General features: G+C 56.5%; 26 protein-coding genes. 7 read left to right on the plus strand and 19 right to left on the minus strand.

Annotated features, from left to right (window positions below):
• Positions 1–80 precede the first annotated feature (80 nt).
• The 3 genes from C5Y96_RS04865 (at position 81) to C5Y96_RS04875 (ending at position 1,574) form a co-directional block, all read left to right on the plus strand.
• Entirely contained in the window at positions 81–338 is a 258-nt protein-coding gene (locus C5Y96_RS04865; protein ID WP_105350452.1) for a hypothetical protein, read from the plus strand.
• A gap of 145 nt (positions 339–483) precedes the next feature.
• Positions 484–747, plus strand: coding sequence for a hypothetical protein (locus tag C5Y96_RS04870; protein WP_105350454.1), 264 nt, complete (start codon positions 484–486; stop codon positions 745–747).
• Between the two features lie 152 nt (positions 748–899).
• Complete coding sequence (locus C5Y96_RS04875) at positions 900–1,574, plus strand: hypothetical protein (RefSeq protein ID WP_105350456.1); 675 nt, start codon at positions 900–902, stop codon at positions 1,572–1,574.
• A 4-nt stretch (positions 1,575–1,578) separates the two neighbouring features.
• On the opposite strand, the gene C5Y96_RS04880 is transcribed toward C5Y96_RS04875, so the two are convergent.
• Both C5Y96_RS04880 and C5Y96_RS04885 read right to left on the minus strand, forming a co-directional pair.
• Positions 1,579–1,908: a gamma-butyrobetaine hydroxylase-like domain-containing protein gene (locus tag C5Y96_RS04880; protein ID WP_105350459.1), complete on the minus strand. Its 330-nt coding sequence runs from the start codon at positions 1,906–1,908 to the stop codon at positions 1,579–1,581.
• Positions 1,909–1,912: 4 nt separating this feature from the next.
• Entirely contained in the window at positions 1,913–3,193 is a 1,281-nt protein-coding gene (locus tag C5Y96_RS04885; protein WP_105350460.1) for a phenylacetate--CoA ligase family protein, read from the minus strand.
• A 137-nt stretch (positions 3,194–3,330) separates the two neighbouring features.
• On the opposite strand from C5Y96_RS04885, the gene C5Y96_RS04890 reads away from it, so the two are divergent.
• On the plus strand, positions 3,331–4,599 hold the full coding sequence (locus C5Y96_RS04890; protein WP_105350461.1) for an MFS transporter: 1,269 nt from the start codon (positions 3,331–3,333) through the stop codon (positions 4,597–4,599).
• On the opposite strand, the gene ruvX is transcribed toward C5Y96_RS04890, so the two are convergent.
• The 3 genes from ruvX to C5Y96_RS04905 are packed head-to-tail and all read right to left on the minus strand — an operon-like array spanning position 4,596 to position 7,572.
• The gene (gene ruvX, locus C5Y96_RS04895) at positions 4,596–5,075 is read right to left on the minus strand and encodes a Holliday junction resolvase RuvX (protein ID WP_105350462.1); all 480 of its coding nucleotides are present in this window, start codon (positions 5,073–5,075) and stop codon (positions 4,596–4,598) included. The two genes, C5Y96_RS04890 and ruvX, sit on opposite strands and share 4 nt — an antisense overlap.
• 12 nt (positions 5,076–5,087) lie before the next feature.
• The gene (locus C5Y96_RS04900; protein ID WP_105350463.1) at positions 5,088–6,164 is read right to left on the minus strand and encodes a mannose-1-phosphate guanylyltransferase; all 1,077 of its coding nucleotides are present in this window, start codon (positions 6,162–6,164) and stop codon (positions 5,088–5,090) included.
• 10 nt (positions 6,165–6,174) lie between these two features.
• Positions 6,175–7,572, minus strand: a complete 1,398-nt coding sequence (locus C5Y96_RS04905) for a UTP--glucose-1-phosphate uridylyltransferase (RefSeq protein ID WP_105350464.1) — start codon at positions 7,570–7,572, stop codon at positions 6,175–6,177.
• A 269-nt stretch (positions 7,573–7,841) separates the two neighbouring features.
• Between C5Y96_RS04905 and C5Y96_RS04910 the strand changes: the two genes are divergently transcribed.
• Positions 7,842–8,345 (plus strand): hypothetical protein, encoded by a 504-nt coding sequence (locus tag C5Y96_RS04910; protein WP_105350465.1) that lies wholly within the window; start codon positions 7,842–7,844, stop codon positions 8,343–8,345.
• A gap of 12 nt (positions 8,346–8,357) precedes the next feature.
• Here C5Y96_RS04910 and C5Y96_RS04915 read toward each other — a convergent pair whose 3' ends face one another.
• The 4 genes from C5Y96_RS04915 to C5Y96_RS04930 form a co-directional block, all read right to left on the minus strand.
• Positions 8,358–9,224, minus strand: a complete 867-nt coding sequence (locus C5Y96_RS04915) for a hypothetical protein (protein ID WP_105350466.1) — start codon at positions 9,222–9,224, stop codon at positions 8,358–8,360.
• Between the two features lie 101 nt (positions 9,225–9,325).
• The gene (gene metK / locus C5Y96_RS04920) at positions 9,326–10,459 is read right to left on the minus strand and encodes a methionine adenosyltransferase (RefSeq protein WP_233198816.1); all 1,134 of its coding nucleotides are present in this window, start codon (positions 10,457–10,459) and stop codon (positions 9,326–9,328) included.
• A gap of 268 nt (positions 10,460–10,727) precedes the next feature.
• Entirely contained in the window at positions 10,728–12,041 is a 1,314-nt protein-coding gene (locus C5Y96_RS04925) for a 3-deoxy-D-manno-octulosonic acid transferase (RefSeq protein WP_158261097.1), read from the minus strand.
• A 72-nt stretch (positions 12,042–12,113) separates the two neighbouring features.
• Entirely contained in the window at positions 12,114–15,821 is a 3,708-nt protein-coding gene (locus C5Y96_RS04930; protein WP_105350471.1) for a preprotein translocase subunit SecA, read from the minus strand.
• Positions 15,822–16,358: 537 nt separating this feature from the next.
• Here C5Y96_RS04930 and C5Y96_RS04935 point away from each other — a divergent pair.
• Positions 16,359–17,099 (plus strand): MBL fold metallo-hydrolase, encoded by a 741-nt coding sequence (locus C5Y96_RS04935; RefSeq protein WP_233198817.1) that lies wholly within the window; start codon positions 16,359–16,361, stop codon positions 17,097–17,099.
• A gap of 9 nt (positions 17,100–17,108) precedes the next feature.
• Here the strand turns inward: C5Y96_RS04935 and C5Y96_RS04940 are convergent, their stop codons facing one another.
• Both C5Y96_RS04940 and mddA read right to left on the minus strand, forming a co-directional pair.
• Complete coding sequence (locus tag C5Y96_RS04940; protein WP_233198786.1) at positions 17,109–17,531, minus strand: GNAT family N-acetyltransferase; 423 nt, start codon at positions 17,529–17,531, stop codon at positions 17,109–17,111.
• A 78-nt stretch (positions 17,532–17,609) separates the two neighbouring features.
• Complete coding sequence (gene mddA / locus C5Y96_RS04945; protein ID WP_105350475.1) at positions 17,610–18,374, minus strand: methanethiol S-methyltransferase; 765 nt, start codon at positions 18,372–18,374, stop codon at positions 17,610–17,612.
• 175 nt (positions 18,375–18,549) lie between these two features.
• On the opposite strand from mddA, the gene C5Y96_RS04950 reads away from it, so the two are divergent.
• Positions 18,550–19,179: a TetR/AcrR family transcriptional regulator gene (locus C5Y96_RS04950; protein ID WP_105350477.1), complete on the plus strand. Its 630-nt coding sequence runs from the start codon at positions 18,550–18,552 to the stop codon at positions 19,177–19,179.
• Here the strand turns inward: C5Y96_RS04950 and C5Y96_RS04955 are convergent.
• The 8 genes from C5Y96_RS04955 to C5Y96_RS04990 form a co-directional block, all read right to left on the minus strand.
• The gene (locus C5Y96_RS04955; protein WP_105350479.1) at positions 19,116–20,114 is read right to left on the minus strand and encodes an alpha/beta hydrolase; all 999 of its coding nucleotides are present in this window, start codon (positions 20,112–20,114) and stop codon (positions 19,116–19,118) included. The two genes, C5Y96_RS04950 and C5Y96_RS04955, sit on opposite strands and share 64 nt — an antisense overlap.
• Entirely contained in the window at positions 20,111–20,767 is a 657-nt protein-coding gene (locus tag C5Y96_RS04960) for a hypothetical protein (RefSeq protein ID WP_105350481.1), read from the minus strand. The genes C5Y96_RS04955 and C5Y96_RS04960 overlap by 4 nt, the downstream gene beginning before the upstream one ends.
• A gap of 33 nt (positions 20,768–20,800) precedes the next feature.
• Positions 20,801–21,307, minus strand: a complete 507-nt coding sequence (mscL, locus tag C5Y96_RS04965; protein WP_105350483.1) for a large conductance mechanosensitive channel protein MscL — start codon at positions 21,305–21,307, stop codon at positions 20,801–20,803.
• A gap of 110 nt (positions 21,308–21,417) precedes the next feature.
• Complete coding sequence (locus C5Y96_RS04970; protein ID WP_105350486.1) at positions 21,418–21,834, minus strand: hypothetical protein; 417 nt, start codon at positions 21,832–21,834, stop codon at positions 21,418–21,420.
• Positions 21,835–21,861: 27 nt separating this feature from the next.
• Complete coding sequence (locus C5Y96_RS04975; RefSeq protein ID WP_105350488.1) at positions 21,862–22,299, minus strand: hypothetical protein; 438 nt, start codon at positions 22,297–22,299, stop codon at positions 21,862–21,864.
• A complete protein-coding gene (locus tag C5Y96_RS04980) occupies positions 22,300–23,238 on the minus strand; it encodes a glucosamine-6-phosphate isomerase (protein WP_105350490.1) in 939 nt (312 codons plus the stop codon).
• Positions 23,239–23,286: 48 nt separating this feature from the next.
• Positions 23,287–24,036, minus strand: a complete 750-nt coding sequence (locus C5Y96_RS04985; RefSeq protein WP_315850640.1) for a PIG-L family deacetylase — start codon at positions 24,034–24,036, stop codon at positions 23,287–23,289.
• 129 nt (positions 24,037–24,165) lie between these two features.
• Entirely contained in the window at positions 24,166–24,537 is a 372-nt protein-coding gene (locus C5Y96_RS04990) for a zinc ribbon domain-containing protein (RefSeq protein WP_105350492.1), read from the minus strand.
• Positions 24,538–24,613: the final 76 nt, after the last annotated feature.

Below are 24,613 nucleotides of genomic sequence, written 5' to 3' on the forward strand. Positions count from 1 at the left end.
AAGATCGAAACGATTCCCGCGAAGTAGCATCATAACTTCACATATCGCTGATCAGGGATTCAAGAAAGAAATCTAGAACCATGAACTACCGACAGCCTAGCGTCGTAGAGACCATGATTTGGTTTTTCGCCGCCGCTATCGCCCTATTTGTGGCGATTGGGGTGACCTTACTGATGGTAACGGTAACGGCGGTGATGCTACTGACAAGGATGGCAGGTGAGGCGGCTCGTTCGTTCTTTCAACGCATTTTTGGCAGATCGACGATTCACAAACAACATTCCAGGGAACAAGGAGTTCGTCCGACAATCATCGAAGGTCAGGTTCTCAGCCGAAGTTAGTTGATTTTGGCACGTTAAGTGCACTACGGCTGAATCTCGAAGTCAGGAAGTAGCCATTTCGGCCACGCCGAGTGAACTTTCCAGGCAGGCTTTGGGTCCTACAGACATTGGTAACTTGACCCTTGGGGATTGGCGAACGAGAGAGATGATCGCACCTCGACATTTTCATTTGGCGGGCACATCGGCGTCGGAACGACTCGATGTGGTGTTATCGCCGACGGGCAAAACGTTCGTCGACGGCAAGATGATTGCATTGACCGAGTTACTCGCAAAGCTGTGCGGTGACAATCGTTGCGAGAGCACTCGCGTGCGTATTTTTGCGGCATCTGCCTGCCGCTTTGATCATCTAGCCGATGTCTTTCGCCTGTGCAAGCTGCACGGAATCGTCAACGTCGAACTGGTTGCGTAGAAAATCTTGCCATCTGATTCAAGGGTGCCGGTGGCTTTCTGGATATCGCAGTAGCCGCCGAGTACGTCTGGTTCTAAAGCGGTCGATTGACCGCAGTTGTTGGCGCAACCTAAAATGAGTCCCGACTTACGTAACTCTTTCGGGAATCGATCATGACCGGCGATTTGACGGGCGACCCTGTACGACTGGCAATTGCCATTTGCCCTCTGGCGGCCTATCTGGCGCTGATTGGCTTTATCAATTTGCGACGTGGACCGTTTATTACCTCAGGTGGTCGTGACGCGTTGGCCTTGTCGATTGGGCTTAGTGGGCTTGCGATGATTGGCCCTCTGGCTCTGATGATGCCAAGCTGGTCGATTAGCGTCTACGGTCCGTATGCCTGGCTGATGATGCTGACGCTTTATTTTCTGATGGTGGCCTTCATTATTTTGACTCGGCGACCTCGGATCGTGGCCTATAACACGACGATCAAGCATCTTCGACCCCTGTTGCGGGAGGTAGCTGATGGTCTCGATCCGGCCGCTCGCTGGGCGGGCGAATCGCTCTTTCTGCCAACGTTACAGCTGCACTTGATCATGGAAGAAGACTACGGTACGCGTAACGTCCTGATTAAATCAGTCGGCCCCCGGCAAGACTTCACTGGCTGGCGGCAACTGGAACTAGCTTTGGCTCAGATCACTCGCCAGCACGAAAAGCTTTCGATCAATCCCTATGGCATCTTTTTAGTGGTCGTGGGGATCTTCATGCTGGTATCTGTTTGTATTCAGGTGTACCTGCACGGAGACTTCGTAAGCCTGTTTCTGCACGAGTTCTACTTAGACGTGTAGTTGGCTACTGCGACTCGTAACGCTCACCGAGTTCGTAGAGATATTCGTAGCGGTAGATGCCTGAGTCGTGACCGTCGCTGAAGACGATTTGATAGGCATAATGACCGACCGGGTTCATCCCTTTGATTGTCAGGGGAGCCGTCTCGGCTGGACTCAGAACGGTCAACTGGTTAGATGGTTTCTCGGCTTGATGCGATTTCTTTTCACGCGTTAGTGCGTCGGGACTCGCTTCCCGTAAATCGCGAGCTTTATAAACGCGAACGGTGTCGTCGCTCCAATCGATTCGCAGGCGTCCGTCAGGCAGCAAGGCCAGGGCAGTGGGCTGGGCGGTCATGAGGTTAACCTTTTCGTGAATCAATGAAGCGGCGGCCTTTTCCTTCGAAGCGAGGCAACGTCCCGGCTTCGACCAGGTGGACCTCGACCTTCAAGCCCAATCGCAATTGCAACTCGTGGGCGATTCGTTCTGGCTCTTGCTTGCGGTCTTCGACCTCCACCGATATCGCGTCCATCTCGCCTCGCTTTAAGGCCGTAAGTCGATACTCGATGACTTCCGGAAAGCCTCGCAGAATCTGCTCAATCGATGTTGGAAATACATTGACGCCGCGGATGATCATCATGTCGTCCGTACGACCGAGCACGCCTCCTTCCAGCAACACGAAATTACAGCGACCGGCGGTATTCCAACAGGGCTTCACCAGGTCGCCGGTTCGATAGCGGATCACTGGCGACCCGTTTCGACCCAGCGTGGTGATGATCAGTTCGGACAGTTCTCCTTCAGCAGCCGCTGTCCCGGTATCCAGCGAAATGAATTCAGGCAGAAAGTAGGCTTCGTTGACGTAGACGCCGGTTTGGTCGGCATCGGAAAATCCCCACGGCCCGACCTCGGTTGCACCGCTATGGTCGATTACTTTAGCGTTCCAAGCAGATTGAATCCGATCACGTATCGCGGGAATCGATCCCCCGGGTTCGCCTGCCAGGATCAGGCAGCGTACGCCAAGTTCGTCGAGATGTATGTGATTTTGCTGGGCGACTTCCGCCATGTGCAACGCATACGTCGGCGTGCAGAAAACAACGGTGGCACGGCTGTGTTGAATCAGTTCCAGCCGACTAGCCGTGCTCAGGCCGCCACTGGGAATCGCCAGGCAGCCACGGTGTGTCGCCGCATCAAATGCGCTCCAGAAGCCAACGAAGGGGCCAAAGCTAAACGCGAAGAAGCAGCGGTCTGAGCTGCTGACCTCGGCCGCATCGAGCACGTACTGCCAGGCCTCGACCCACCACTGCCAGTCGGACTCGGTGTCGAGTACCACCATCGGACGTCCGCGTGTCCCGCTGGTTCGGTGAAAGCGGACGTACTTGTCGAGGTCGTACGTGCGGTTATTGGCCAAGTCGCCACTTTCGTGGCTGCCGATCAGTTCTTCCTTAAACGTGAAAGGAAGCCTGGTAAGCTCTTCCAGCGACGAGAGCGGCAGTTTTACGTCCGCGAATTTCTGGGCGTAAAACTTATTCTGCGGAAGTATCTCGGCCAGCATCGCGTTCAGTTTGGCTAACTGGTACTCGGCCAGGTTGCCGGGACTGTTGCAACGGTATGTTTCGCGCTGTTGGGGGGTAGTTGATTCCATGTTTGAATCATAAAACGTCGGACCAACAGAAACCAGTCGGGTGGGCGATTGCTCACTTCCCCTCCTAACGCAGTGCAGGGTGTTCCGATTAAGATGGACGGTTTCGCTTACCCACCCATACCCAGCCGGAGAAGTACATGTCAGATGCCCAAGTTGAAACGGAAGGACCGCAAGGCAATCGAGCGGCCCGGGGCATTGTCTTCCTGACGGTCTTTATCGACCTGTTGGGCTTCGGCATGGTTCTTCCCCTGTTGCCGATCTATGCCGATCAGTTTGTGGTGGATGAAGCAGGCTGGCTGATTGGTTTGCTGATGGCCAGTTTCTCGGCCATGCAGTTCATCTTCGCTCCGCTGTGGGGAAGGCTCTCCGATCGCATCGGCCGCCGCCCGGTGTTGATGATCGGTTTACTGGGAAGCGTTGTCTTCTATTCGCTCTTTGGCGTAGCGACAATCATGCAGTCGCTGACGCTGTTGTTTGTGTCACGTATTGGTGCCGGTATCGCCGGGGCGACCATCTCGACCGCTCAGGCCTACATCGCCGACACGACGACTCTTTCCGAACGTCCCAAAGGGATGGCACTGATCGGGATGGCGTTTGGCCTTGGTTTTACCTTTGGTCCGCTCTTTGGATACCTGGCCGTGCCCACCGGCGTTGGCGATCCAGGGCCAGCCCCAGGTTTCGCCGCTGCAGGGCTTTCGCTAGTGGCACTGCTGTTGGCCTATTTCAAGTTGCCGGAAAGCCTGTCGGTCGATAGCCCATCGGCTGCCAAGCAGAACCTTTCCGTCGCAGGCCTGCGTGATGCCTTGTCGGTTCCGTCGATCGCGATGCTGTTGACTGCGTTGTTTGTGGTGGTGTTCGCGTTTGCGAATTTCGAGACTACGCTTTCGATGCTGCTCAAAGGTCGCAAGGGGCAAGTGCAGCCATTCTCGTTTACCTTTGGCCAGGTCTGTTTGACGTATGCCTACATTGGATTCACGTTGGCGCTGGTCCAGGGGGGCATCGTGCGACGCGTGGCCGGCAGGATAAGTGAAGGAATCCTGGCCTCGTTTGGCTGTATCTTGATGGCCATCGGCATGCTGCTGATTCTAAAAGCCACGCAAGATCAGTCCGTTGGTCTGTTGATGGGATCGTTGGCGATTGTGGTGGCCGGTTTCGGATTCATGATGCCGTCGCTCAACTCGTTCATCTCGCGGCGTAGCGATCCCGATAAGCAAGGCGGGATCTTGGGCATCGGTCAAAGTGTGAACTCCCTGGCCCGCATTATCGGTTCCGGGTTGGGTATACCGCTGTTGAAGTTGAATATCTTGGCCCCGTTCCTGATTTCGGCCATCATCATGGGCGTAGGGCTGCTGCTAGTGATTGTGGCTTCACGTAGCGGAAAAGACTTTAGTGCCGGCGAGGCCTAACGGTCTTCCAATCCTGAAATGCTACCCAACGCTCGGTCAGGGTTTTCCAGAAACGCCGTGAGTAAGATCTGCGCCGACAGCATGTCGAGTCGCGCTTTGCGGCGTTTCTTCGTCAGGCCTGCCTCTTGCAGCAGGTCTTTGGCCATGCTCGTAGTGAAGCGTTCATCGTAGAACGTTACCGGTACGCCTGTCGTCTCGAAGAGCCACTTGCCGAACTGGCGTGCTTCGTACGACTTCTGGCTTTCATCGCCACTCATATGCACAGGAAGGCCAACAACAAACAAGACGATGCGTTCCAACTCGGCCAGTTCCTTAAAGTACTGGGCGTCTTTCGAGGGGCTGCGACGGTTGTAGTTTTCCAGCGGACTGCACAGCACGCGATCGGGATCGGTGATCGCGACGCCGATTCTCACCGTGCCGTAATCGACCGCGGCGATGCGTCCTTTATCGGGGATTTCAGGGATCTGGCTGCTCATGATGGCGGCCCTTTATAGAAGGTGCCGCAGGCCTCCCTCTTCCAGTTTCTTGACCACCTTGCGGATGTCTTCTTCCCGCGATTTGTCGGCGATCAGGGTGGCATCTGGGGTGTGCACAACAATCAGTTCCTGGGTGCCCAGGGTAACGATCAGATGCCCATGCTCTCCGCGAACGATACAGCCGTTGGAATCGATCGCCAGGACATCACCCAGATGCGTATTGCCGTGTTCGTCTTGCCCATGCAGGCGAGCCATGCTTTGCCAGTTGCCGACATCGTCCCAGTTGAAAGGCGCTTCGACAACGACAATCGCTTCGTGGTGTTCCATCACCGCGTAGTCGATCGACTTGCCCTGGATGGCTCCGAATTCTTTGTCGAATACTTCCTCCTGCTTGTCCGTTCCCCAGTTGTCGGCGATCGCTTGCAAGTGCGCGAACATCTTCGGTTCGTTCTTCTTGATTGCATCGAGAACGGTTTTGGCCTTCCAGATGAAGATGCCTGCATTCCAGTAGAAGTTGCCAGACTCGAAATACTCTTGGGCAACCTTACCTTTGGGTTTCTCGCGGAAGCGAGCGACCTCGAAGGCCTTGATGGAAGTTGCTTTGAGCGGCGTGCCACGTTCGATATAGCCGAACGTTTCGGCCGCATAGGTTGGTGGAATACCGAACGTGACGATCCTCTCCGGGTTTTCTTCGACCAACGCAACGGCGGCTTCGATCGAATCACGAAAAACGGACTCAGGCGAGATCACGTGATCCGACGGCATGACTACCATCGTGCCATCGGGATCGTTCTTTTGCACCAGCATCGCTGCCAGTCCGATACAAGGTGCCGTGTCTCGTTTATGAGGTTCGCCGACGATCGAGTTTCTCGGCACCTTGGGCAACTGCTCGGCGATAGGGTCGACGAGATGCTTGGCCGTGAAGATGTACAGATGCTCGCTTGGCACCAGGTCACCTAGCCGATTACAGGTTGCCTGAATCATGGAAGTTTCGCCGGTCATCCGGAGCAATTGCTTGGGATGTTGGTTTCGACTGGCAGGCCAGAAACGCGTACCGGATCCTCCGGCCATGATGATCGCGTGTAACATGGTGCTCTCCTTAGTCGTTGATGTAGTCGGCCTTGGCAAGTTCTGGCTTGGCGTCCAGCTTTTCCTTGAGTTGTCCAGCATCGAGGGCAGTTAGCGGGCTGATCTCTATCTTACGGTCATCGGCACACTCGACGCCACATTGCTTGAGCCACAAGCGGTGAATCGCACAGAGGGCATCTTTGGCGGCTTGCGGAGTATCCGACGGTGCGCCGTCGGCATTCTTCACCGGTGCGAATCGCAGAGCAGGATCGACTTCCACGACCATCGGGTTCTGGGCCTGAGGGAGAAGATCGAAGATGAACCTCTCGAACTTGATGGCGTTGGGCGTTTCCGGAGTGATAACATCGCCGGCTGGACTGACGTAGGGAACCTTCTTGATCGCTTTGTGCCACGGCAAGCTGCCAGCTTGCGAGGACATTCGCTGCAGGAACGACATCTTCACCCCATGCACGGCGATATTGCCGGCCCAGTGTTTTAAGGTTCCGTCTTCAATCGTTTCGGCGGCTTGCTCAGCGGGGAGTTCGCTGTACTCGACCAGTTGCAATTGTCCATCGAGTTCGGCCAGGATGCCGAGCTTTTCCTCCGGCAGCTTCTTGGCGACAACCTGCGTCGACATCTCGCTTTCGGCCTGATGATGCAGGCCAAGAAACTCTGGTTCGCAGACATCGGCCAACGGATTGTCGACTTGGAAGTAGTAGATCTGCTCGATGCCGCGGCGAGTCATGTCTTCCAGGCAGCCGCTCTTCACCAAGGCGGCCAGCATCCCACCGTGGCCATCGGGGCTCAGGGCGAGTTGATCGGGTTCGGCGAGCAGCAGTTGTTTCGTTTCCAGATCGATCGCCGGCATGGTGCCTTGGCAGAAGATGTGTAGATCTTCCTGGGCCATGCCGAAACGGTCGTGCTTGTCGAGAAACTCGATCGTCTCGTCATGCGTGGCCGGGCTGGTCATGAGATACAGCGGAATGGCCTTGCCATAACGACGACTCCGGGCAACGATCTTTTCCAAGTGAATCTGAAAGAGTGTGTTGCCAGAGACCGGCCCGACAGGGAACATCCCTTTCGGATGATCGAATCCCAATCGAGAGCCTTGCCCGCCGGCGACCAGCAGCGCAGCGACCTTGCCTTCCATGAGAAGCTTCTCGCCCACTTCGCGTGCGGTAGCAATCTTGTTGGGATCGTCCTGGTCTTTTAGGCGAACGGCTTGGGGGGGCTGCAGTTTGGTGTAGTCTCGCGGGGCCTCTTCGGAAGCCTGTTCGCCAGCCAGTTCGGCCAGCTCTTTTAGATCGATTTGTTCGAGTTGAGCGGCCAGTTTTTTAGCGATACCTTCTTCACAGGCCGCTAAATATTGGGCCATTTCTGTTTGGCCGGCTTCGTTGAGCTGTTTGACAAGTTCCTGCTCTGACGACATTCTTCTCTCCGAATTCACGTTAGTTCTCTAGCGTGGTGGTTGTGGCTGCACGTCATTATTGGAAACGTGCTAATACTTACAAGCCAAGCTGGGCATTCCCTGCGCCGAAACCACCAAGGGAATGCATCTTCGGCGAAAACTTCTTAAAAAAATCCTCCATTGCTGGAGTGAATGGGGAAATCTGGCCACTTAGTAAGCGAAGTGCTAGAATCCCTCCCATCTACGGTGCTTTACTTGGGCGCTCAGCGCTCGTATCGAAGGACGCTTTCGTGTCAAATTTTGAAGACGATCCGTTTCGCTCGCCAATGCCAACTCAGCAGCCTGGGTATCGTCCCCCTGCAGGTCAGGCGAATACGGGGTTAATCATCGCGGTTGCGATTATTAACTACGTGTTTGGTGGACTTCAGGTGGGTTGTGGTGCCTGTCTGGCGATTTTCGGTGCTACGTTCACGCAGATGATGGGTGGCCTCATCGAGCAGGATCGAAGCATGACCCCTGAAGATCAAGCGGCACTGGGAATCATGACGGCTGTGTTCATTGGCATGGGGGTGGTGTTTGCCCTATGCGGACTGCCTACTGTCTTGGCTGGCTATGGCGTGCAGTGCCAAAAAGAATGGGGACGCATACTCACGATCGTTCTGGCTGGCATCTCTGCGCTGATGGCGGTCATGTTTCTGTTGGGGCTGAACCCACTGGGACTGTTCTTTGCCGGCTATTCGATCTTCACGCTGATCGTGTTGTTGAATTCAGATAATGCCAGGGCGTTCAAATAGATCGATCGTTCCCTAGCAGGCTTCACGAAGGCCTTCGCTGTCCATGCTTGGGCAAGTCGCGAGAAACTCGAACACCGGCAGCGCATCGACGGTTGGGGCTTCGCGGAGCTTCAAGTCGAAGCGAACGCCGTTGGTGAGAATCTGGCCCGGCTTGATCTGCACGTCGGGGCCTTCCAGTTGATGAAGCTCGACATGGGGAATGCTGGGCAGGGGAGGGCAGAAGCCAACATGCAAATAGACATGTCGCTGTCCGCTGACAAACTTTGCGCGGACCAGGCCGTGAATTTGTTCCTGGCCGGCTTCGGTTGCCCGAGTGAGTTGTTGGGTGACGCCAGGGGGCAGATCGAATGACTCTTCTTCGATCGGCTCGTCGGCGATGCTTGGACTTTCTTCGAGTTCGATTTTCAGCGCCGGCGTAAGTAGCGGTGCGGCGGGCTTGGTTTCCAGGCGACTGAGTAGCTGGTCGATGCGATCGCCAAAAATGGTCGTTACGAACAGAGAAAGGGTGAGTCCTTCCTGCGTCAAAATGGCAAACCATAGCAGAAACGTAGCGAACTCGGTTGGCGGGGCGAAGGTTACCGCTCGGGCAATCAAGATCGCCGAGACGAACGGTGCGATGGCGATCACGCCGTGTAGGCGGCCACTCAACTCTTTCGGCGAAGCAGCCAGCCACGCCGCGCGAATCGAAGCACACCAGGCCGCAGCCAGCAAAGTGATTGCCAGCGATGTTCCGGCAGAGATAGGTGCGAACTCACTTATCGAGAGACGCAAGCCGCAGGCAATCACCGCCGCGGTCGCTAGCAGCGCGGTTCCTCCGGTTGCCAGAGAGAGGCAAATTCCACGGAGTTCGGGCGAAATTGAGGGGCTTTGGCGATCCATGCCAACACATCCTGCATGCGGGGCGCAAACAAAAGGGTTCCTGCCACGAAGTGTGACAGGAACCCTGAATTCTCGCAATGCGGATATGAGCGGGGGCGAGCCTACGCCGAGACCGTCACGCCGGCCAGCTTGGCCAGTTCTTCCGCTTTGTCGGTCGATTCCCAAGGGAATTCATCACGACCGAAGTGACCGCCTGCCGCGGTAGCGCGGAAGATCGGACGACGCAGGTCGAGGTAATTGATGATGCCCCCAGGGCTCAGTGGGAAGACGTCCTTGACGATGTCGGCGATCTTCTCGTCGTCGACCTTGCCGGTGCCGAACGTGTCGATGTGAACCGAAACAGGATCGGTCACGCCAATCGCGTAGGCCAACTGAACTTCGCAGCGATCGGCCAGGCCGGCGGCAACGATGTTCTTGGCAACGTGGCGGCCCATGTAGGCAGCGCTGCGGTCGACCTTGGTCGAGTCCTTGCCGCTGAACGCCCCACCACCGTGACGACCCCAGCCGCCGTAGGTGTCGACGATGATCTTGCGGCCAGTCAGACCGCAGTCGCCCATTGGGCCACCGACGACAAACTTGCCGGTTGGGTTGATGTGGAAGATGATATCGTCGTCGACGAATTCTTCCGGCAGTACCGGCTTGATGACTTCGTTGATGACGAAATTACGAATCGTTTCGTTGTCGACGGTGTCAGCGTGCTGGGTCGAGACAACGACGGTGTGAATACCGACAGGGCGATCGCCGTCGAACTCGACGGTAACCTGGCTCTTGCTGTCGGGACGCAGCCAATCGACTTCGCCGTTCTGGCGAGCTTCGGTCAATCGGTTCAGGATGCGGTGCGACAGAGCGATCGGCAGCGGCATCAGTTCCGGGGTGTGGTTACAGGCGTAGCCAAACATCAAACCCTGGTCGCCAGCACCGATTTCCTTCCCCTTGGACGAGTCGTCGTTGACGCCTTGAGCGATGTCAGGGCTTTGACGGTCCAGGGTCACCATGACGGCACACGTATCGGCGTTGAAGCCCATGCCATCGCTGGTGTAACCGATGTCGCGAATCACCTGGCGAATCACGTCTTGATAGTCGATCGTTGCCTTGGTGGTGATTTCACCAGCGACGATGGCAACGCCGGTGGTAACCATCGTTTCGCAAGCAACGCGGCTGTAAGGATCTTGAGCGAGCAGTGCGTCCAAGATGCCGTCCGAAATTTGGTCGGCCATCTTATCGGGGTGACCCATGCTGACCGATTCGCTAGTGAACAAATACTTTCCAGAAGCCACCGATAGATTCTCCTGAGATACAGTGCCGCACTGGTGCGCGGGGGAGGAATGGTTGCACCAACACACGGCCTCAGCCTGTTGGCGAATAGGGCATTATAGAGACAAGAGAAGAAGACGAACAACCGGGTAAATCAGTCGAAATTGACTTTACAGAGCGGAATTCTGCCCCTGCGGGATCAGATTGCCGCAGCACGCAGGGTTACAGTCTGCCTGGGGCCGCGCAAGGTCAGGCCGCCGTGCGGAATTTAACGATCTTCGGCGGATCTAAAAGAGGCTTCAGGCTTTCGATCGTTCGCCTGGTGGCTCCTTGCTGGGCGAGGACCACTTCTTTGGCCTGCTGGCCTTGTTGTTCCCGCCAAGTGGTGTCGAGGGAAGCCTTTACGACAAACGCTGCCAAGCTCTCAGCGTCTCGAACAACGGTCAAGGCATCCGCCGCGCGAAGCCGCTCGACCACATCTTTGAAGTTCCAGGTATTTGGCCCAACGGCAACCGCCGCACCATAGGCCGCTGGTTCGATCATGTTCTGCCCACCACGATTGCCCAGGCTCCCCCCCACGAACGCGATATCTGCGGTTCCCCACCATGCGGAAAGTTCGCCGACACTATCGATCAGCAAGATGCTGCTGGTACCGCGACTTTCGCTGGTGAACTGACTGCGACGCTGAAAGGGGACGTTCTGTGATTGAAGGTAGGTTGCTACTTCATCGAAGCGATGCGGATGACGCGGCACGAGCAAGAGCTTCAGCCCAGGAATCTGCTGCTGAGCGGCTTGGAAGGCTTCGAGAATGATTGGCTCTTCACCATTTTGCGTGCTACCGGCGAGCCAGACGATCTCCTCATCGTTCAGGCCAGCCAGTTCGCGGAAGGCTTGCGTTTGCGAGTTCTGACGATCTGGCGTGATGCCGTCGAACTTGATCGAACCGGTCACTTGAACTTTGCTGGGATCGGCTCCCAGGTCGGTGAAGCGGCGTGCGTACGAATCGTCCTGCGCTCCGATCCAGTCTAGCTGCTGTAGCAGAGGGCCCACCAGGAAGCGAATGCGACTGTACCCGCGATGGCTCTTCTCGCTCAAGCGACCATTGACCACGGCGATCTTGGCATCGTGGCGATCGGCGAAACGAATCAGGTTCGGCCACAGTTCCAGTTCGGCCAGCAATACGGCATCAGGCTGGATGTTCCGATAGGCCCGGTCAACGGCCCACGAGAAATCGAGCGGGGCGTAGCTGACTGTGTGCTGGGCGTACTTGGTCTTTGCCAGTTCGTGGCCAGCCTTGGTGGTGGTGGTGATGTGAAAGGTAATGCCAGGGTAGATCTGCTGAAGCTCGCCGATCAGGGGAGCCAGGAGATTCACTTCCCCCACGCTCACGGCGTGCAGCCAGAGATGCTGCGATGTCCCTTCAGGGCGGCAGGCAACGTGCCCCAGGAACTTTTCGGCGAAACCTTCGCGGTACTTGCCCTTGGTCACGGCAGCCCACAGCAGGTACGGACTGGCAACGATAACCAGCGCCAGGTAGACGAAATTGAGTAGCCAAGTGAGCATGGGATCCATCCCGGTGTGGCGACTTGTCGGCAGCTTCCCTCGCGGTTTGCGACACGAGGGAAGGCTACGTGACTAGTTCGCTTGTTCCTGCTTCATGCAGCAGGATTTGTACTTCTTGCCGCTGCCGCAAGGGCACGGATCGTTGCGGCGGATCTTTTCGCCGACATTACGAATCGGTGCGGTGACCTCGGTGTCTCCCTGCGAGTTGTTGATGGCTTCTTCCTGCTGACGAGCCATGTCGGTCATGCTGGAAGCGGAGTCGTGTCGAGCTTCCGATTCCTTCCAGGTGGAACTGACGAACTCTTCGTTCAGATTTTCGATCTTGTAAACCAGATCGGTCACGCGTTCGCCGACGCTGCGCCACATCTGTTCAAAGATACGCATCCCTTCCCGCTTGAATTCGACCTTGGAGTCGACCTGGGCATACCCCACAAAGCTGACGGCACTGCGAAGATGATCCATCGCCAGGAGGTGGTCTTTCCAGGCGTTATCGATCAGTTCCAGCAAGACGCTGCGTTCCATGCGGGTCATTTCCGGGCGGTAACGCTCGTAGACTTCGCGGATCAGTCGTGCTTCCAACTGGGCCTTGTCGAACTGTTCCAGTTCGGCCTCGGGGATCTCGGCCTCGATGTATTGCTGGATCCACGCGTTGAGCGATCCCATCTGGCCATTGCCGCCGCTGATGACCGAAAGGGTTTGGGTTTCCTGGTTGTCCTCGTAAAGCTGCTCGACCTTGTCGTGGACGGCTTTCATCTTTTCGAGGGCAATCTTCTTGTGCTTCTCGCTCAGCGGAATAAGCATCTGTTGGATTTCTTCCCGCTGCTTGCTCTTGTATTGCTCGGGATCTAATGGCGTTTCAAAGCGGTTGGCTGCCCATTCCAGAAGGCCGTCGCGGTTCAAGCGAGCATGCCCGCCGCTCTTGTCGCTGAAGCGATAGAGTCCGGTCAGCACGGGGTACTCGGCTTCCTTCTGGTCGTAGACGGCGATCGCCTTTTCATTGACTTGTTCGATCACGGCCTTGGCCGGCTTGTCTTGCAGCTTCTCGACGTCGACGTTGAAGCCGAACTTGTATTTGCACCAATGGTTCAGCGTGTTAAGGCCGAAGTCTTTGTCGAGGAACTTCTCGCCTTCGCTGAGGTCGACCTTTTCGATCGCTTCGCGAGCCTTAGTGATCAGGAACTCATCGACCTGATCGCGACCGACCTTGCGCAGGTCACGGTCGTTCAGGTTCAGCTTCCACAAGCTGTTTGCGAAGCGGGCCATCGCGCCCCAGTTCCATTCGCTTTCATCTTCGCTGTCAGGCAGGTTCTCGTCGATCGAAGCCATGATGTTCGATGCGGCGGCTCGTTCGGCCATGTCTTTGGCGTACGTTTCTGCTGCGGCGAAATCCAGGCCACGCAGGTCGCGCGTGTTTAGCTCGCACGACAGTTCACTGCCGGCCCACTTGGCGAAGGTTTCGATGCCGAAGTCCTTCTCGAGGAACATGCGAACGTGGTAGTCGATCTGCTCGCGGACCATATCCATGATCAGATCGCGGCTGTCGCCACCTTCCAGGATCTGCTGGCGGAAGCCGTACACGCGTTTACGCTGCTCGTCCATCACTTCGTCGTATTCGAGCAGGTTCTTACGAGCCTCGAAGTTTTGTTCTTCACGCTTCTTCTGGGCACCTTCGATACGACGCATGATCATCTTGCTTTCGATCGCGTCGCCTGGCTGCGGCCGCATCGCGGCTGGCATCCGGTTAATGAAGTTGGCTGCCCAGTCGCCGAAGTAGATTCGCATCAGGTCATCTTGCAGCGAGAGGAAGAACCGCGAGCTACCTGGGTCGCCTTGACGACCACAACGACCACGCAACTGAAGGTCGATACGACGCGACTCGTGCCGCTCGGTACCGATCACGTGCAGGCCGCCCAGTTCCTTGACCTTCTTGCCCATCGCTTTCATCTGTTCGCGCTGCTCGATCTCGTTGACCAGCTGGTCCCATTCGTCTTGCGGGACATCCAAACGCGTGGCGTACTTGTGCTGCAGCTGCGCCCAGGCCATCGTTTCGGGGTTGCCCCCCATGATGATGTCGGTACCGCGACCGGCCATGTTAGTGGCGATGGTGACGGCTCCGATGCGGCCTGCCTGGGCCACAATGTCCGCTTCGCGCTTGTGCTGCTTGGCGTTCAACAGGTCGTGCTTGATGCCGCGTTTGTCGAGCAGTCGCGAAAGGCGTTCGCTCTTCTCGATACTGACCGTACCGACCAGCACGGGTCGACCTTTGTACTGGATGGCCTTGATCTTGCCGCGTTCGATCTTGGTGGGCTGCTTCTGCCCCTTGGGGTGGATTTCGATCGAGTCCTCGTTCTCTTTGAGGATGTCGCCCCACATTTCGTCGCCGTTTTTGAAGGTAACGACGTCCCATTTGACGGTGCGTTCGATCTCGTCGGCGACCGCTTCGTATTTTTCGTTTTCGGTCATGAAGATCACGTCGGTGTACGTGATACGCTGCATGGCCCGGTTGGTGGGAATGGCGATCACGTCCAGCTTGTAGATCTTCCAGAGTTCGCCTGCTTCGGTCATGGCCGTACCGGTCATACCCGAAAGCTTGTCGAACAGCTTAAAGAAGTTCTGCAGAGTGACGGTGGCCAAGGTCTGAGTCTCTTCCTTGATCTTGACCCCTTCCTTCGCTTCGACGGCCTGGTGCATGCCGTCGCTCCACTGGCGGCCTTCCATCTTACGGCCGGTGTGAACATCGATGATCACGATCTTGCCGTCTTCCACCACGTAGTCGACATCCAACTGGTACAGGTAATGGGCACGCAGCGCGTTATCGATCAGGTGCGGCCATTCCATGTTGCCCGAGGTATAGAAGCTTTCGACGCCTGCCAGGCGTTCTGCTTCGCGCACACCATCTTCGGTCAGGTTGGTGGTGCGGTCTTTTTCGTTGACGACGAAGTGAATGTCCTTCTTCAGCGTGCGAGCGATCTTGTCGGCGTCGCCGTACTTCTCTTTGCTCATGTTGGCCGGGCCGCTGATGATGAGCGGGGTCCGGGCTTCGTCGATCAGAATGTTGTCGACTTCGTCGATGATCGCGTAGTGCAAACGCCCTTGCGATTGCTGGTATTCCTTCGGGAAGCGACTGTCGCCGCGCGCGGCGGGACGCATGTTGTCACGCAGGTAGTCGAAGCCGAACTCGTTGTTGGTACCGTAGGTGATGTCGCAGCTGTACGCCTGTTGTCGATCGCGGACCGACATGTCATTCTGGATCGCGTTTACGGTCAGGCCGAGCCCGCGATAGAGCGGTGCCATCCATTCCATGTCGCGGCGAGCGAGGTAGTCGTTCACCGTGATCACGTACACCCCTTTGCCTTCCAGGGCATTGAGGTAGGCCGGCAGCGTGGCCACAAGCGTTTTACCTTCACCGGTAACCATTTCGGCCACGTTACCGCGATGCAGAACGATACCACCGATCAGCTGGACATCGTAATGCCGCATGCCGAGATAGCGTTTGCCTGCTTCACGGCCGACGGCGAAGGCCTCGACCAATATGTCATCCAGCGTTTCGCCGGAGGCAAGTCGTTGCTTGAAGATGCGGGTCTGGTCGCGAAGTTCTTCGTCAGAGAACGCTTCGTACTTCGATTCCAGCTCGTTGATTGCGTCAACGGTGCTTTGCAGCTTCTTGATATATCGGGCGTTGGACGAACCGAACATCGACGTGATCAGTCGTTCAAAGCCGCCTAAAAGACCGCCAAAAAAGAGGCCGATCTTTTCCCAAATCTGTTCCAGTTTCTCCATCGCTGAATATCACCTGGGGGTGGGGGCGTATCGAAAGCACTAGTTGCGGCGAAACAAGACCTTATTTGTAGACACCGCCACAACTTAAGCGTGCGCGCAAACCCTTCCCATATCGTAGATTATAGGGATTGCTCAAAGGGGTCAACCGCGCTTGAGCACGCACCGATCGTCGGCTCCGCTATCATGGTATTCGATCCCACGACCGTTTCCCTTGCCCAGCTAGCGTAGATTCCGTGAAGATTCTCGCAATGACCAGGCCTGCACGCTGGATGGGACAAGATTGCGTAGCTTCTAAGTTTACGCCGTTGCCGTACATCCTCTGGTTAGAAGCATAACGAGGCGAACAGGTTACGCCCAAGTTGCCGGGTTCGGGCCTGCGGGGTTGCATCGACTGCCCCCATTTGCGATTCTCAGACCAGGAAAAAGAGACCAGAAAGAGGAAGAATGAGCCAGCCCCCCCAGTCTGCACCACCCAAGAAGAATATCGTCACGCGAGACATTCGCGGGCGGCTTCTCTTTTTGGGGACAGGTACCTCGATGGGGGTGCCAGTGGTGGGGTGCGGCTGCGATGTCTGTCAAAGCACCAATCCTAAGAACAAGCGAACCCGGTGTAGTGTTATCTTCGGCCTGCCCGAGGGGAACCTGCTGATCGACACGCCGCCAGACCTGCGAACGCAACTGCTGGCCAATGGGATCGGCATCATTCATGCGGTCGCGTTCACGCACAGCCACGCCGATCACCTGTTCGGGCTGGATGACATCCGCCTCTTTCAGTTCTATATCGGTCACGCGGTTCCGATTTACTGCGAGGCGAACGTCGACGCCAAGATCCGCCGGGTATACGACTATGCGTTCAGCACCGAGGTACAAACGCACGTCGGCTCGCGGCCTGCTCTCGACATGCGTCAGATTGGGCTCGACCCGTTCGAGGTGCTGGGAGCGAAGGTCACACCGATCCGCCTGCAGCACGGCCCCCGCTTTGAAGTGCTGGGCTTCCGTGTCGGCAACGTCGCTTACTGCACCGATGTGAATCACATTCCCGACGAAAGCTGGGCCAGGCTCCAGGGGTTAGACGTGCTGGTTTTGGATGCCCTAAGGCCAGAACCCCACCCGACTCACTTCTCGATCGAAGAGGCCGTCGAGGTCGCCCAGAAGGTTGGTGCCAAGCAGACGTACTTCACACACATTGCCTGTAAGATGGAGCACGAACGAACCAACGCCTGGCTGCCCGATGGAATGGAACTGGCGTACGACGGGCTGGAGTTGCCGCTGACGTAGGTGCGCTTGTCACTCCCGTGGAATAATCCAGCAAGAGTCATGCTTCTCCATCCCGATGTGCGGATAGTAGCTGACCGCTTTGGGTGCCGCCAACAGTAACAGGACCGTGTGTTTCCCAGCGGCCAGGTGCGTGCGGGCAATCAGTTCGCGGCCGATCCCTTGTTTCTGAAACGCTTGGTCAACGGCCAGGTCGGCCAGGTACGTTGCGTGGGCGAAGTCGCTCATGCTGCGGGCAATGCCTACTAAGCGCCCTTCACTACGAGCCGTGCAAAGAATATCCGCGTTGCGGACCATCTTGGTCAGCTTCTCGCGGTCGTCGACCGGACGACGCTCGGCCAGTTCCGAGCGAACTAAGACTTCCAGGTATTCATCGACAGAAAGATTTGGCTCGACTTGGTACTCGATCATCGGCGTCTTGATTAGGGTGCTCAAAAATAAAACCGCTGGCAAGGACACGCGTGCTTGCCAGCGGTTCATCATAATCTTTCGCAGAGCAACCTCCCAACAGGGTTACGTTGTGACCGATTCGGTAGGTGGTGCCGATGTCCGATCAGCGAACTTGGGAACGAACATCCCCACGGTGCGTTGATATTCCCGGTACTGCTCTCCGTAGATGTTGACCAGGTCTCGTTCTTCTACGATCGCTGCCAGGCCCATGTAAACGGTCATGCCGATGGCGAACAACAGGTGCCCAGCGGTCATCGTTGGGGTAACCCAGAACGCAGCCGCCCAGGCAACGTACAGTGGGTGACGAACCAACGCATATAACAGCGGCGTGCGGAATGGCAGCGGGTGGTATTCCTTGTCTTGGAGGTGCAGCCATGCCTGACGTAGACCGAACAGGTCGAAGTGATTGATCATCAGGCTCACCGCCGGCACCATCAGAAACCCGATCACGTACAAAGCCCACAGCGTCATCCGCAGGGCCGGCTGTTGGATGTCCCAGATCACCACGTCGATCCCTTGCCAGCAGAGCAGAACGATCGCCAGGACGATGTTCGAGGCCCAAATGTACGTGGCTCGCTCGATTGGCACTGGGACAATTTTTGTCCAGGCCTGCTTAAACGCTGGCCGCGCCATGATCGAATGCTGGGCAGCGAAGAGCAAAACGAGCCCAATATTGATAGCGATCGCCGCCCCCAATGGCAGACTGGTAGGTGTATCAACGGTCACTGGAACGAAGGCTCCGGCCAGGAACGCGATGAAATAGGTGACAACGGCCAGGAAGCCCAGGTAGGCCGCCACAGCGTACAGGAAGGATAAAGCTCGGAGCATGATAGGGGGCCTTTCTCAGTGACCTAGGGGGTGTTGTGCTTCTACGAATGGTGCTCGTTGGGCACCGTTACAACATTATCGTGTTCAGTCCCCAAGAGTTGCGTTTACTTGTGGTACACTCTGGGTTGACTTGTGGTACACCTAACAAGTCGGGGAAGCACTTTCGGGGGACAATATGGTCAAAGTACCTACGCGCGAGCGATTGATCGAAGCGGCCAGCAGTCGGTTCTACCGCGATGGATTTCGTAACGTCGGGATCGATCAGATTCTTACCGATGTCGGAATCAGTAAGACCGCATTCTATAAGCACTTCGAGTCGAAGGACGACCTGCTTCTGGCCGCCTTGGATGGCAAGGGAGACTGGCTGACCGGGATATGCAAACAGGTGATCTGGGAGCGGGGCGGAGGGACGCCGGAAGGGCAGTTGCGTTCTGTTTTCGACCTGGTCGAAATGTTTCTCGTGCAAGAAGATTTTCATGGATGTTTTTTCGTGCGGGCAGCCATGGAGTTCCCTATGCCCAGCGAACCGGTCTTTCAGGTCGCTGCGCAAAATAAGCACAAGTTCATCGAGTTCGTCACCGTGCTGGCGAAGAATTGCCAGGTGAAAGCACCGGACGAACTGGCACGCAAGCTTTGCCTGATCATCGAAGGGGCCTATGTCACCAAGCACGTGACGCAGAATCCGCGCACGATCGACATTGCCAGAGAACTGGCCGACATGGCTATCGACGAGGCCCTGCGTCAGGTTCGCGAGGAAGCCGAAGGTTCATCCGCCGGGGAAGCTGCTCCACTGTCCGATTCGTAGACGGGGCGATCGGGGTTGATAATCGCGTGGGAGGATCGTTGGTCGGCAAAGACCTCCTCCCAGAAGTTCAAGGCCCGCTGTTCGTACTCTTGCGGCATCACATGCCAACAGTTGGCATGCGCCGCACCACGCACCTTCCAAAAGCGTTTCGGCTCGCCGGCGGCATCGAAAACCGTTTGCGAGGTATCGACCGGAAAGAGCTGATCCTCCTCGGCATCGATGATATAGATCGGCCGAGGGGCGATGTTCTTCACTGCCGCGTGTGGTTCGACCAGGCGCAGTTTGGCTTCGAGAGACCAATCCAACAGCGTCTCGATCACGCGTCCGATCAAAAACTTCGGTAGCCGCGTCGTCTTGTTGGCCACGTGAGCCAGCATGATCGGCATCGATACGAAAGGACTCTCGGCCAGCACACCACGCACCTGCTCGTCTTTCGCGGCGGCCATGATCACGCAGGCCGCCCCCAGAGAAAGTCCGTGCAAGCCGATCTTGTCGTCGGCGATACCAGGCTGGCTGCGCACCCAGCCGATGGCATGCAGAACGTCGCGCCATTCGAGAAAGCCGAGCGTCGAGAAACCGCCGTCGCTATCGCCTCGGCCGCGGTTGTCATAGAGAAGCACACTGTACCCAGCCCGGTACAGGTACGACACATGTGGCAGCATTTCGATCGAAGGGCCATCGATGCCATGCACGACGATGATGGCCTTATCGCTCGCTCCTTTCCAATAACGCCCGCGAAGGATGGTTTGCTTCTCCCCTTCGAACTCGACTTTTACGGGATCCGGGATCGAGAAGTTCTTCGGGCGATACGGATCGACCACCTCGCCGGCTTTGTACGTTCCACTAAGCAGTTTCCGGACGAGGACACGCAGCCCCAACACCAACCCAATCAGGGCGACTAGCAGTAAGGGAAGCGTAACCCAAATACCGTTCATGATCCATTGCTGACGTTCTTGACCGGTGCCCGGCTGCCATCGGTTCGCTGTACCGGTTCAAAGATCTCATCCGACTCGAACAGTTCCTGAGGGGTGATCATCCCCGGCTGCTGCTCGAGCACACCGATTCCGTCGAACTCTGGCTGAGACTTCAAGCAATAAGCCCCCAGGGCGCTGCATAGCCAGCGGCTGTCGTCTTCGACCAGGGAATCAGCCGCGCGGTTCACTTCGTCGGAAGTCAGCCAGTTGATGATCCAGCCGAAGAAGTTCTTTTGCAGCGCCAGGTTCGCCGTCGTGTGGAAGTCGAACTCGGTACCCAGTTCGGCTTCGGCTGTTTCGGCAATACGATCGGCAAGCTCAGGCGTGAGGCCCTTCGGTTTCCGAAAGATGACGTACCGGTCATCCTTTGGCCAATATTCGACACTCAACCTCGAACGCACGACTCCTTTCGGGTAGGCCGCTTCCACGCACTCATCTTCGCCGGTCACCACGAATACGTGCGAGACCGTCACGTCCGAGATTTGTTTCCACTGTTCTACCTGGGCGATTCCTTGGGAAAACCAACTACCGGCGTGGTTGAAACCAATCCAACCACGCTCGTAGTCTTCGCCATACGTTGCCGGGGTTGTGTTGAAAATCTTGATGGGAGCCATGGTCCTATGTTGAAGTAAAAAGTGGTGTGATTGTTAACTTTCCGTGGTCGGTGTTTGCTCATTCGCGGGAAGTTCCGCCGTGCAGTGGGCACAACGCGTGGCGCGATAGGGAATTGTCGATAGGCAGTAAGGGCACTTCTTGTTCTCGGGATCGCCTGGCTGCGGCTTGTCTCCGCCGAAGGTATCTTCCAGCCGCTTATCCAACTGGTTGATCAAACGGATGATCAGGAACATCGCGAAAGCCACCAACAAAAACGCAATGATGTTGTTGATGAACACGCCGTAGTTGATCGTTGTGAGACCAGCTGCCTGGGCCTGGGCCAAGGTGGTGTAGGTCTTCTCGGGATCAGGGGAATTCAGCACGATAAACAAGTCGGAGAAGTCACTCTTGCCCAGCAGAAACCCCAGCGGCGGCATGATAATGTCGCTCACCAGCGACTTTGCTACCGAAGTAAAAGCAGCCCCCACCGTAAAGCCAACGGCCATGTCGATCAGGTTGCCACGAAGCGCAAACTTCTGAAAGTCGCCAATGATACCCATGGTGCGCATTCCTATCTCAGCGTGCGGTTGTTGTAAGTTGCGAAGGTGCAACTCTCATGCCATTTTGGCATTCACCGCAGCCACGATCTAGTAGCAATTAGGGGGAGAGGTTACGCAGGGAGAAACAGTCGTTTCGCCGATGGCTTGAGAAGAACGACAATCGTCAGCACGCCCAGGATGGTCCCAAACGGGAAGATAAGAAGGTTGATGTGCGACACCAACATGCAGAATCTCCAGCGGCGGCACGTGGCCAGCGACCTGGCGGTGATGACCAACAGTAATGCTTGAAGTAGGTACATGACTCCCACGGCGATGATGAATCTCGTGATGTTGGCCGACATCTGTTTCATGTCGGACGAGGCTAACTCTCCGAGTTGCGGCTGGTCCAGCATGTCTTGAAGAAGCCAGACTTGAAAATACGTTCCCCCGGCATACAGCATGACGACCCCTGCCAGGACGTAGTGGTAGATCGATAGATTCGACAGGGTTTGCTTCGTGGAATCTTGATCGGAGGGAGAGTCGTTCATGTTGCTGCACTTAGTTGGACTGATCGATCAATCGACGCCAAACAGCCGCTTCACGCTGGGGCGAACCAGCACAATAATACTGAACACACCTAGCGTCGTTCCCAGGGGAAACGAGACGCACATGATGACCGACATCACCAGGCAGAACATGTGATTCTTGTGCGCCTTCAAATAGCTGCCGCTTAAGTATAGGCAGAACGCGATCACCCAAAACGTGATGATGATCGCGGTGCCAACCATGATGAACAGAACGCCTACTAGCACGCCCATGCCGCGGGCTTCTGGCTCGGGAGTGGCACCGGCGATACTGGCCGCAATGGCGATGAAGCCAAACACGACATGCAGGATCGGGAAGAAGCCTGCGACGGCGCAGATGCCTGCAAGCACCCAATGAAACGTGCCCAGCAGATCCAAGTGGTAAGCGTCTTCACTGCCGGGCGTGTTGGCTTCTACCTCGGTCGACATTTAATGCATTTCCGTGGTGACGGTGCCGATGCCGCCGCGGTAGTAACTGAAGGTCACGCTGGGGTGATCGGCCAGCAGCGACATCGGAACGCTCGTATCGGCAATCCCTTTGCTAATCATCAGGGCCGATAACCGCATGCCGAAGGGGTTGTCGTGATGGCCGGGATGCCAGATCGAAACGCGTTCGGCTTTCCAGGTTTCTTTCGGCCCGACGGTACATGCCCTGGTGGGAACCATTGGCACGTAGCCACCACCACTGGTGCGTGCGTTTTGAATCACCGTCATCGGGTGCAGGTCGGTCACGCGGGTACCCAGCGCTCGGTAAACTTCTGGCGGTGGTGGTGCGTCGACGTATTCTCCTTCACGCTTGGGTGGATCGTTGAAAGCCCAGTGCTTCACTTCGCCTTGGCCCCCTTGCATAACCAGGCAGCGGATTTCGTCGTACGACTTCGAATACGCCTGGAGGTCGCCGGTGGGGAAGTGCAGATTGGCGCTAGGCATCGAATACTTCGGATCGATCCGATCGAAGCACAGGTCTTTGTCGGCCTTGGCAAACGAAAGAGGGAACTCGACCGGTACCGGCTTGTCTTCCGCGTCGACCCATTCGTCCATGCCCCAGAAGTGAGCGTCGAGCTTCTTCAGGTCGATGCCCAGGGCGTTGACCATGCGGGCGACCAGTGGCAACTGTTCGGTAGGACCGATCGGTCCGCAGATTCCGCACGGATTGTCCGGCGTACTCTGCTGCCAGGCTTCGATGTATTCCAGGGCTTCCGCGCAGTACAGTTCTTCGAGCGTGTCGAAGATGCGGACTTCAAACCCTGGGCGAGAGAGCTGAAGCAGATCTTCCGGAGTCAGCTTGGCGGCATCGGCCAGCAGTTCTTCGTCGAGCGTTGTGTAGTCCCACCACTGCGGTGCCACTTTACTAATCGGTCGGGCCATTCTGACTTGTCCTTGCGTCTAGGAGGGAGGTTCGCACTTGGTGCGCAATCAGGGGAGGAGTTCAGCGAGGAGATCGTTTTGGGGAAACGCGTGTCCCAAGTGTTGGCGAAACGATTCGCCGTAGTTGGTACCAATGAGCGTGCCGCGTTCGGCACTGTGCCGCTTCATCGCGTCCAGGTATTCGTCCATGCCGTGATGTGCCCGCAGCCACTCGCGCTGCGAAGCATGGCAGGCCAGCATCTGGGCCTTGGTCTCGATCACATCGCTGATGTCAATGGTAACCGTTGGCATGACCGGCTCGCCAGTATACGGATTGCGGCCTTCGATAGGGTCGGCGTAATACAAATGCGGAATGTGAACGCCAGGCTTCAGCGGCAGGCTCGAAGCGTTAGGGATCGCAAAACTGAACGCCGCACTTCGCGCCAGCAAATGCGTTTGCTCGTGATCGAGCATGTAGTCTTCACGCGGATGGGTGATGACCAGCGTCGGGCAAACCTCACGAAACAAGTCGATCGCTTTGCGGTTGGTCGATTTCTCAAAGATGACGTTCACATCCGGCTCGGCCAGGGTGTGATAGGTGCCGCCAATCAGCTTGGCCGCGGCAATTCCTTCGTTCTTACGAATCGCGGCGATCTCTTCTCGTGGCAGCTTCTCGGAACCACAGTCACCGGCAGCCGCGGTGGCAATGTGTACGTCCCAGCCCAACTGCGCCAGGCGAATGAGCACGCCACCACACAATATTTCCGCGTCGTCTGGGTGGGCCATGAAACACAGAACAACGTTCTTCGCGTCGCTCAAGGATCGCTCCCGATTCAAGAGGGTGAATAGTTTGCAGGTAGGAGGGGCAGGGGAGGGTGCGAGGAAAGTTTACCAGAAGAGTAGACGTTTGCCGAAGGAAATTTTTCGATCAGGTGAATTCGTGTCTTACTAAATCTCAAACAGAAAGTCGAGCGTCTTCCAGCCTCCATGTGTTTGGTCGACCACTCGCGGATCGAATTGCTGAATAAGACCACAATAGTGGCAACTGGCCACAATGAACTCATGGAGCTGCCAATTCATGATCCGTGAATATCCTGTTCCGGTCGTCGCTATCCGCCTGACGTCCGCACCATAAGATCGACAATTAACGCAGCGATAGGAGCGTGCAAGTTTGGTGTCGAAGCTGTCCTCTCCTTTGTCACCGATATATCTGGGCGGGCGACGACCGGTAGGGGCAGCGACGGGGCGAATTCCATAATTGCAAAGGGGGCATCGGTGGCGTTTGTCATCGACATCTGCTTTACAGGCAGGGCATTCCATGAAATGTATTCCCTATCGTCTTTTACATGATTACGGCGGCACCATTTATTCGTCCGCGAAGCCCAGATCTTAACGC

The sequence above is a fragment of the Blastopirellula marina genome, from assembly GCF_002967715.1.
GTDB lineage: Bacteria > Planctomycetota > Planctomycetia > Pirellulales > Pirellulaceae > Bremerella > Bremerella marina_B.

What these genes read in the sequence shown, in the direction of transcription:
- C5Y96_RS04865 (WP_105350452.1), top strand. Translation starts at nt 81, where the DNA reads ATGAACTACCGACAGCCTAGCGTCGTAGAGACCATGATTTGGTTTTTC.
- C5Y96_RS04870 (WP_105350454.1), top strand. Translation starts at nt 484, where the DNA reads ATGATCGCACCTCGACATTTTCATTTGGCGGGCACATCGGCGTCGGAA.
- C5Y96_RS04875 (WP_105350456.1), top strand. Translation starts at nt 900, where the DNA reads ATGACCGGCGATTTGACGGGCGACCCTGTACGACTGGCAATTGCCATT.
- C5Y96_RS04880 (WP_105350459.1), bottom strand. Translation starts at nt 1,908, where the DNA reads ATGACCGCCCAGCCCACTGCCCTGGCCTTGCTGCCTGACGGACGCCTG.
- C5Y96_RS04885 (WP_105350460.1), bottom strand. Translation starts at nt 3,193, where the DNA reads ATGGAATCAACTACCCCCCAACAGCGCGAAACATACCGTTGCAACAGT.
- C5Y96_RS04890 (WP_105350461.1), top strand. Translation starts at nt 3,331, where the DNA reads ATGTCAGATGCCCAAGTTGAAACGGAAGGACCGCAAGGCAATCGAGCG.
- ruvX (WP_105350462.1), bottom strand. Translation starts at nt 5,075, where the DNA reads ATGAGCAGCCAGATCCCTGAAATCCCCGATAAAGGACGCATCGCCGCG.
- C5Y96_RS04900 (WP_105350463.1), bottom strand. Translation starts at nt 6,164, where the DNA reads ATGTTACACGCGATCATCATGGCCGGAGGATCCGGTACGCGTTTCTGG.
- C5Y96_RS04905 (WP_105350464.1), bottom strand. Translation starts at nt 7,572, where the DNA reads ATGTCGTCAGAGCAGGAACTTGTCAAACAGCTCAACGAAGCCGGCCAA.
- C5Y96_RS04915 (WP_105350466.1), bottom strand. Translation starts at nt 9,224, where the DNA reads ATGGATCGCCAAAGCCCCTCAATTTCGCCCGAACTCCGTGGAATTTGC.
- metK (WP_233198816.1), bottom strand. Translation starts at nt 10,459, where the DNA reads ATGGGTCACCCCGATAAGATGGCCGACCAAATTTCGGACGGCATCTTG.
- C5Y96_RS04925 (WP_158261097.1), bottom strand. Translation starts at nt 12,041, where the DNA reads ATGCTCACTTGGCTACTCAATTTCGTCTACCTGGCGCTGGTTATCGTT.
- C5Y96_RS04930 (WP_105350471.1), bottom strand. Translation starts at nt 15,821, where the DNA reads ATGGAGAAACTGGAACAGATTTGGGAAAAGATCGGCCTCTTTTTTGGC.
- C5Y96_RS04935 (WP_233198817.1), top strand. Translation starts at nt 16,359, where the DNA reads ATGGGGGTGCCAGTGGTGGGGTGCGGCTGCGATGTCTGTCAAAGCACC.
- mddA (WP_105350475.1), bottom strand. Translation starts at nt 18,374, where the DNA reads ATGCTCCGAGCTTTATCCTTCCTGTACGCTGTGGCGGCCTACCTGGGC.
- C5Y96_RS04950 (WP_105350477.1), top strand. Translation starts at nt 18,550, where the DNA reads ATGGTCAAAGTACCTACGCGCGAGCGATTGATCGAAGCGGCCAGCAGT.
- C5Y96_RS04955 (WP_105350479.1), bottom strand. Translation starts at nt 20,114, where the DNA reads ATGAACGGTATTTGGGTTACGCTTCCCTTACTGCTAGTCGCCCTGATT.
- C5Y96_RS04960 (WP_105350481.1), bottom strand. Translation starts at nt 20,767, where the DNA reads ATGGCTCCCATCAAGATTTTCAACACAACCCCGGCAACGTATGGCGAA.
- mscL (WP_105350483.1), bottom strand. Translation starts at nt 21,307, where the DNA reads ATGGGTATCATTGGCGACTTTCAGAAGTTTGCGCTTCGTGGCAACCTG.
- C5Y96_RS04970 (WP_105350486.1), bottom strand. Translation starts at nt 21,834, where the DNA reads ATGAACGACTCTCCCTCCGATCAAGATTCCACGAAGCAAACCCTGTCG.
- C5Y96_RS04975 (WP_105350488.1), bottom strand. Translation starts at nt 22,299, where the DNA reads ATGTCGACCGAGGTAGAAGCCAACACGCCCGGCAGTGAAGACGCTTAC.
- C5Y96_RS04980 (WP_105350490.1), bottom strand. Translation starts at nt 23,238, where the DNA reads ATGGCCCGACCGATTAGTAAAGTGGCACCGCAGTGGTGGGACTACACA.
- C5Y96_RS04990 (WP_105350492.1), bottom strand. Translation starts at nt 24,537, where the DNA reads ATGGAATGCCCTGCCTGTAAAGCAGATGTCGATGACAAACGCCACCGA.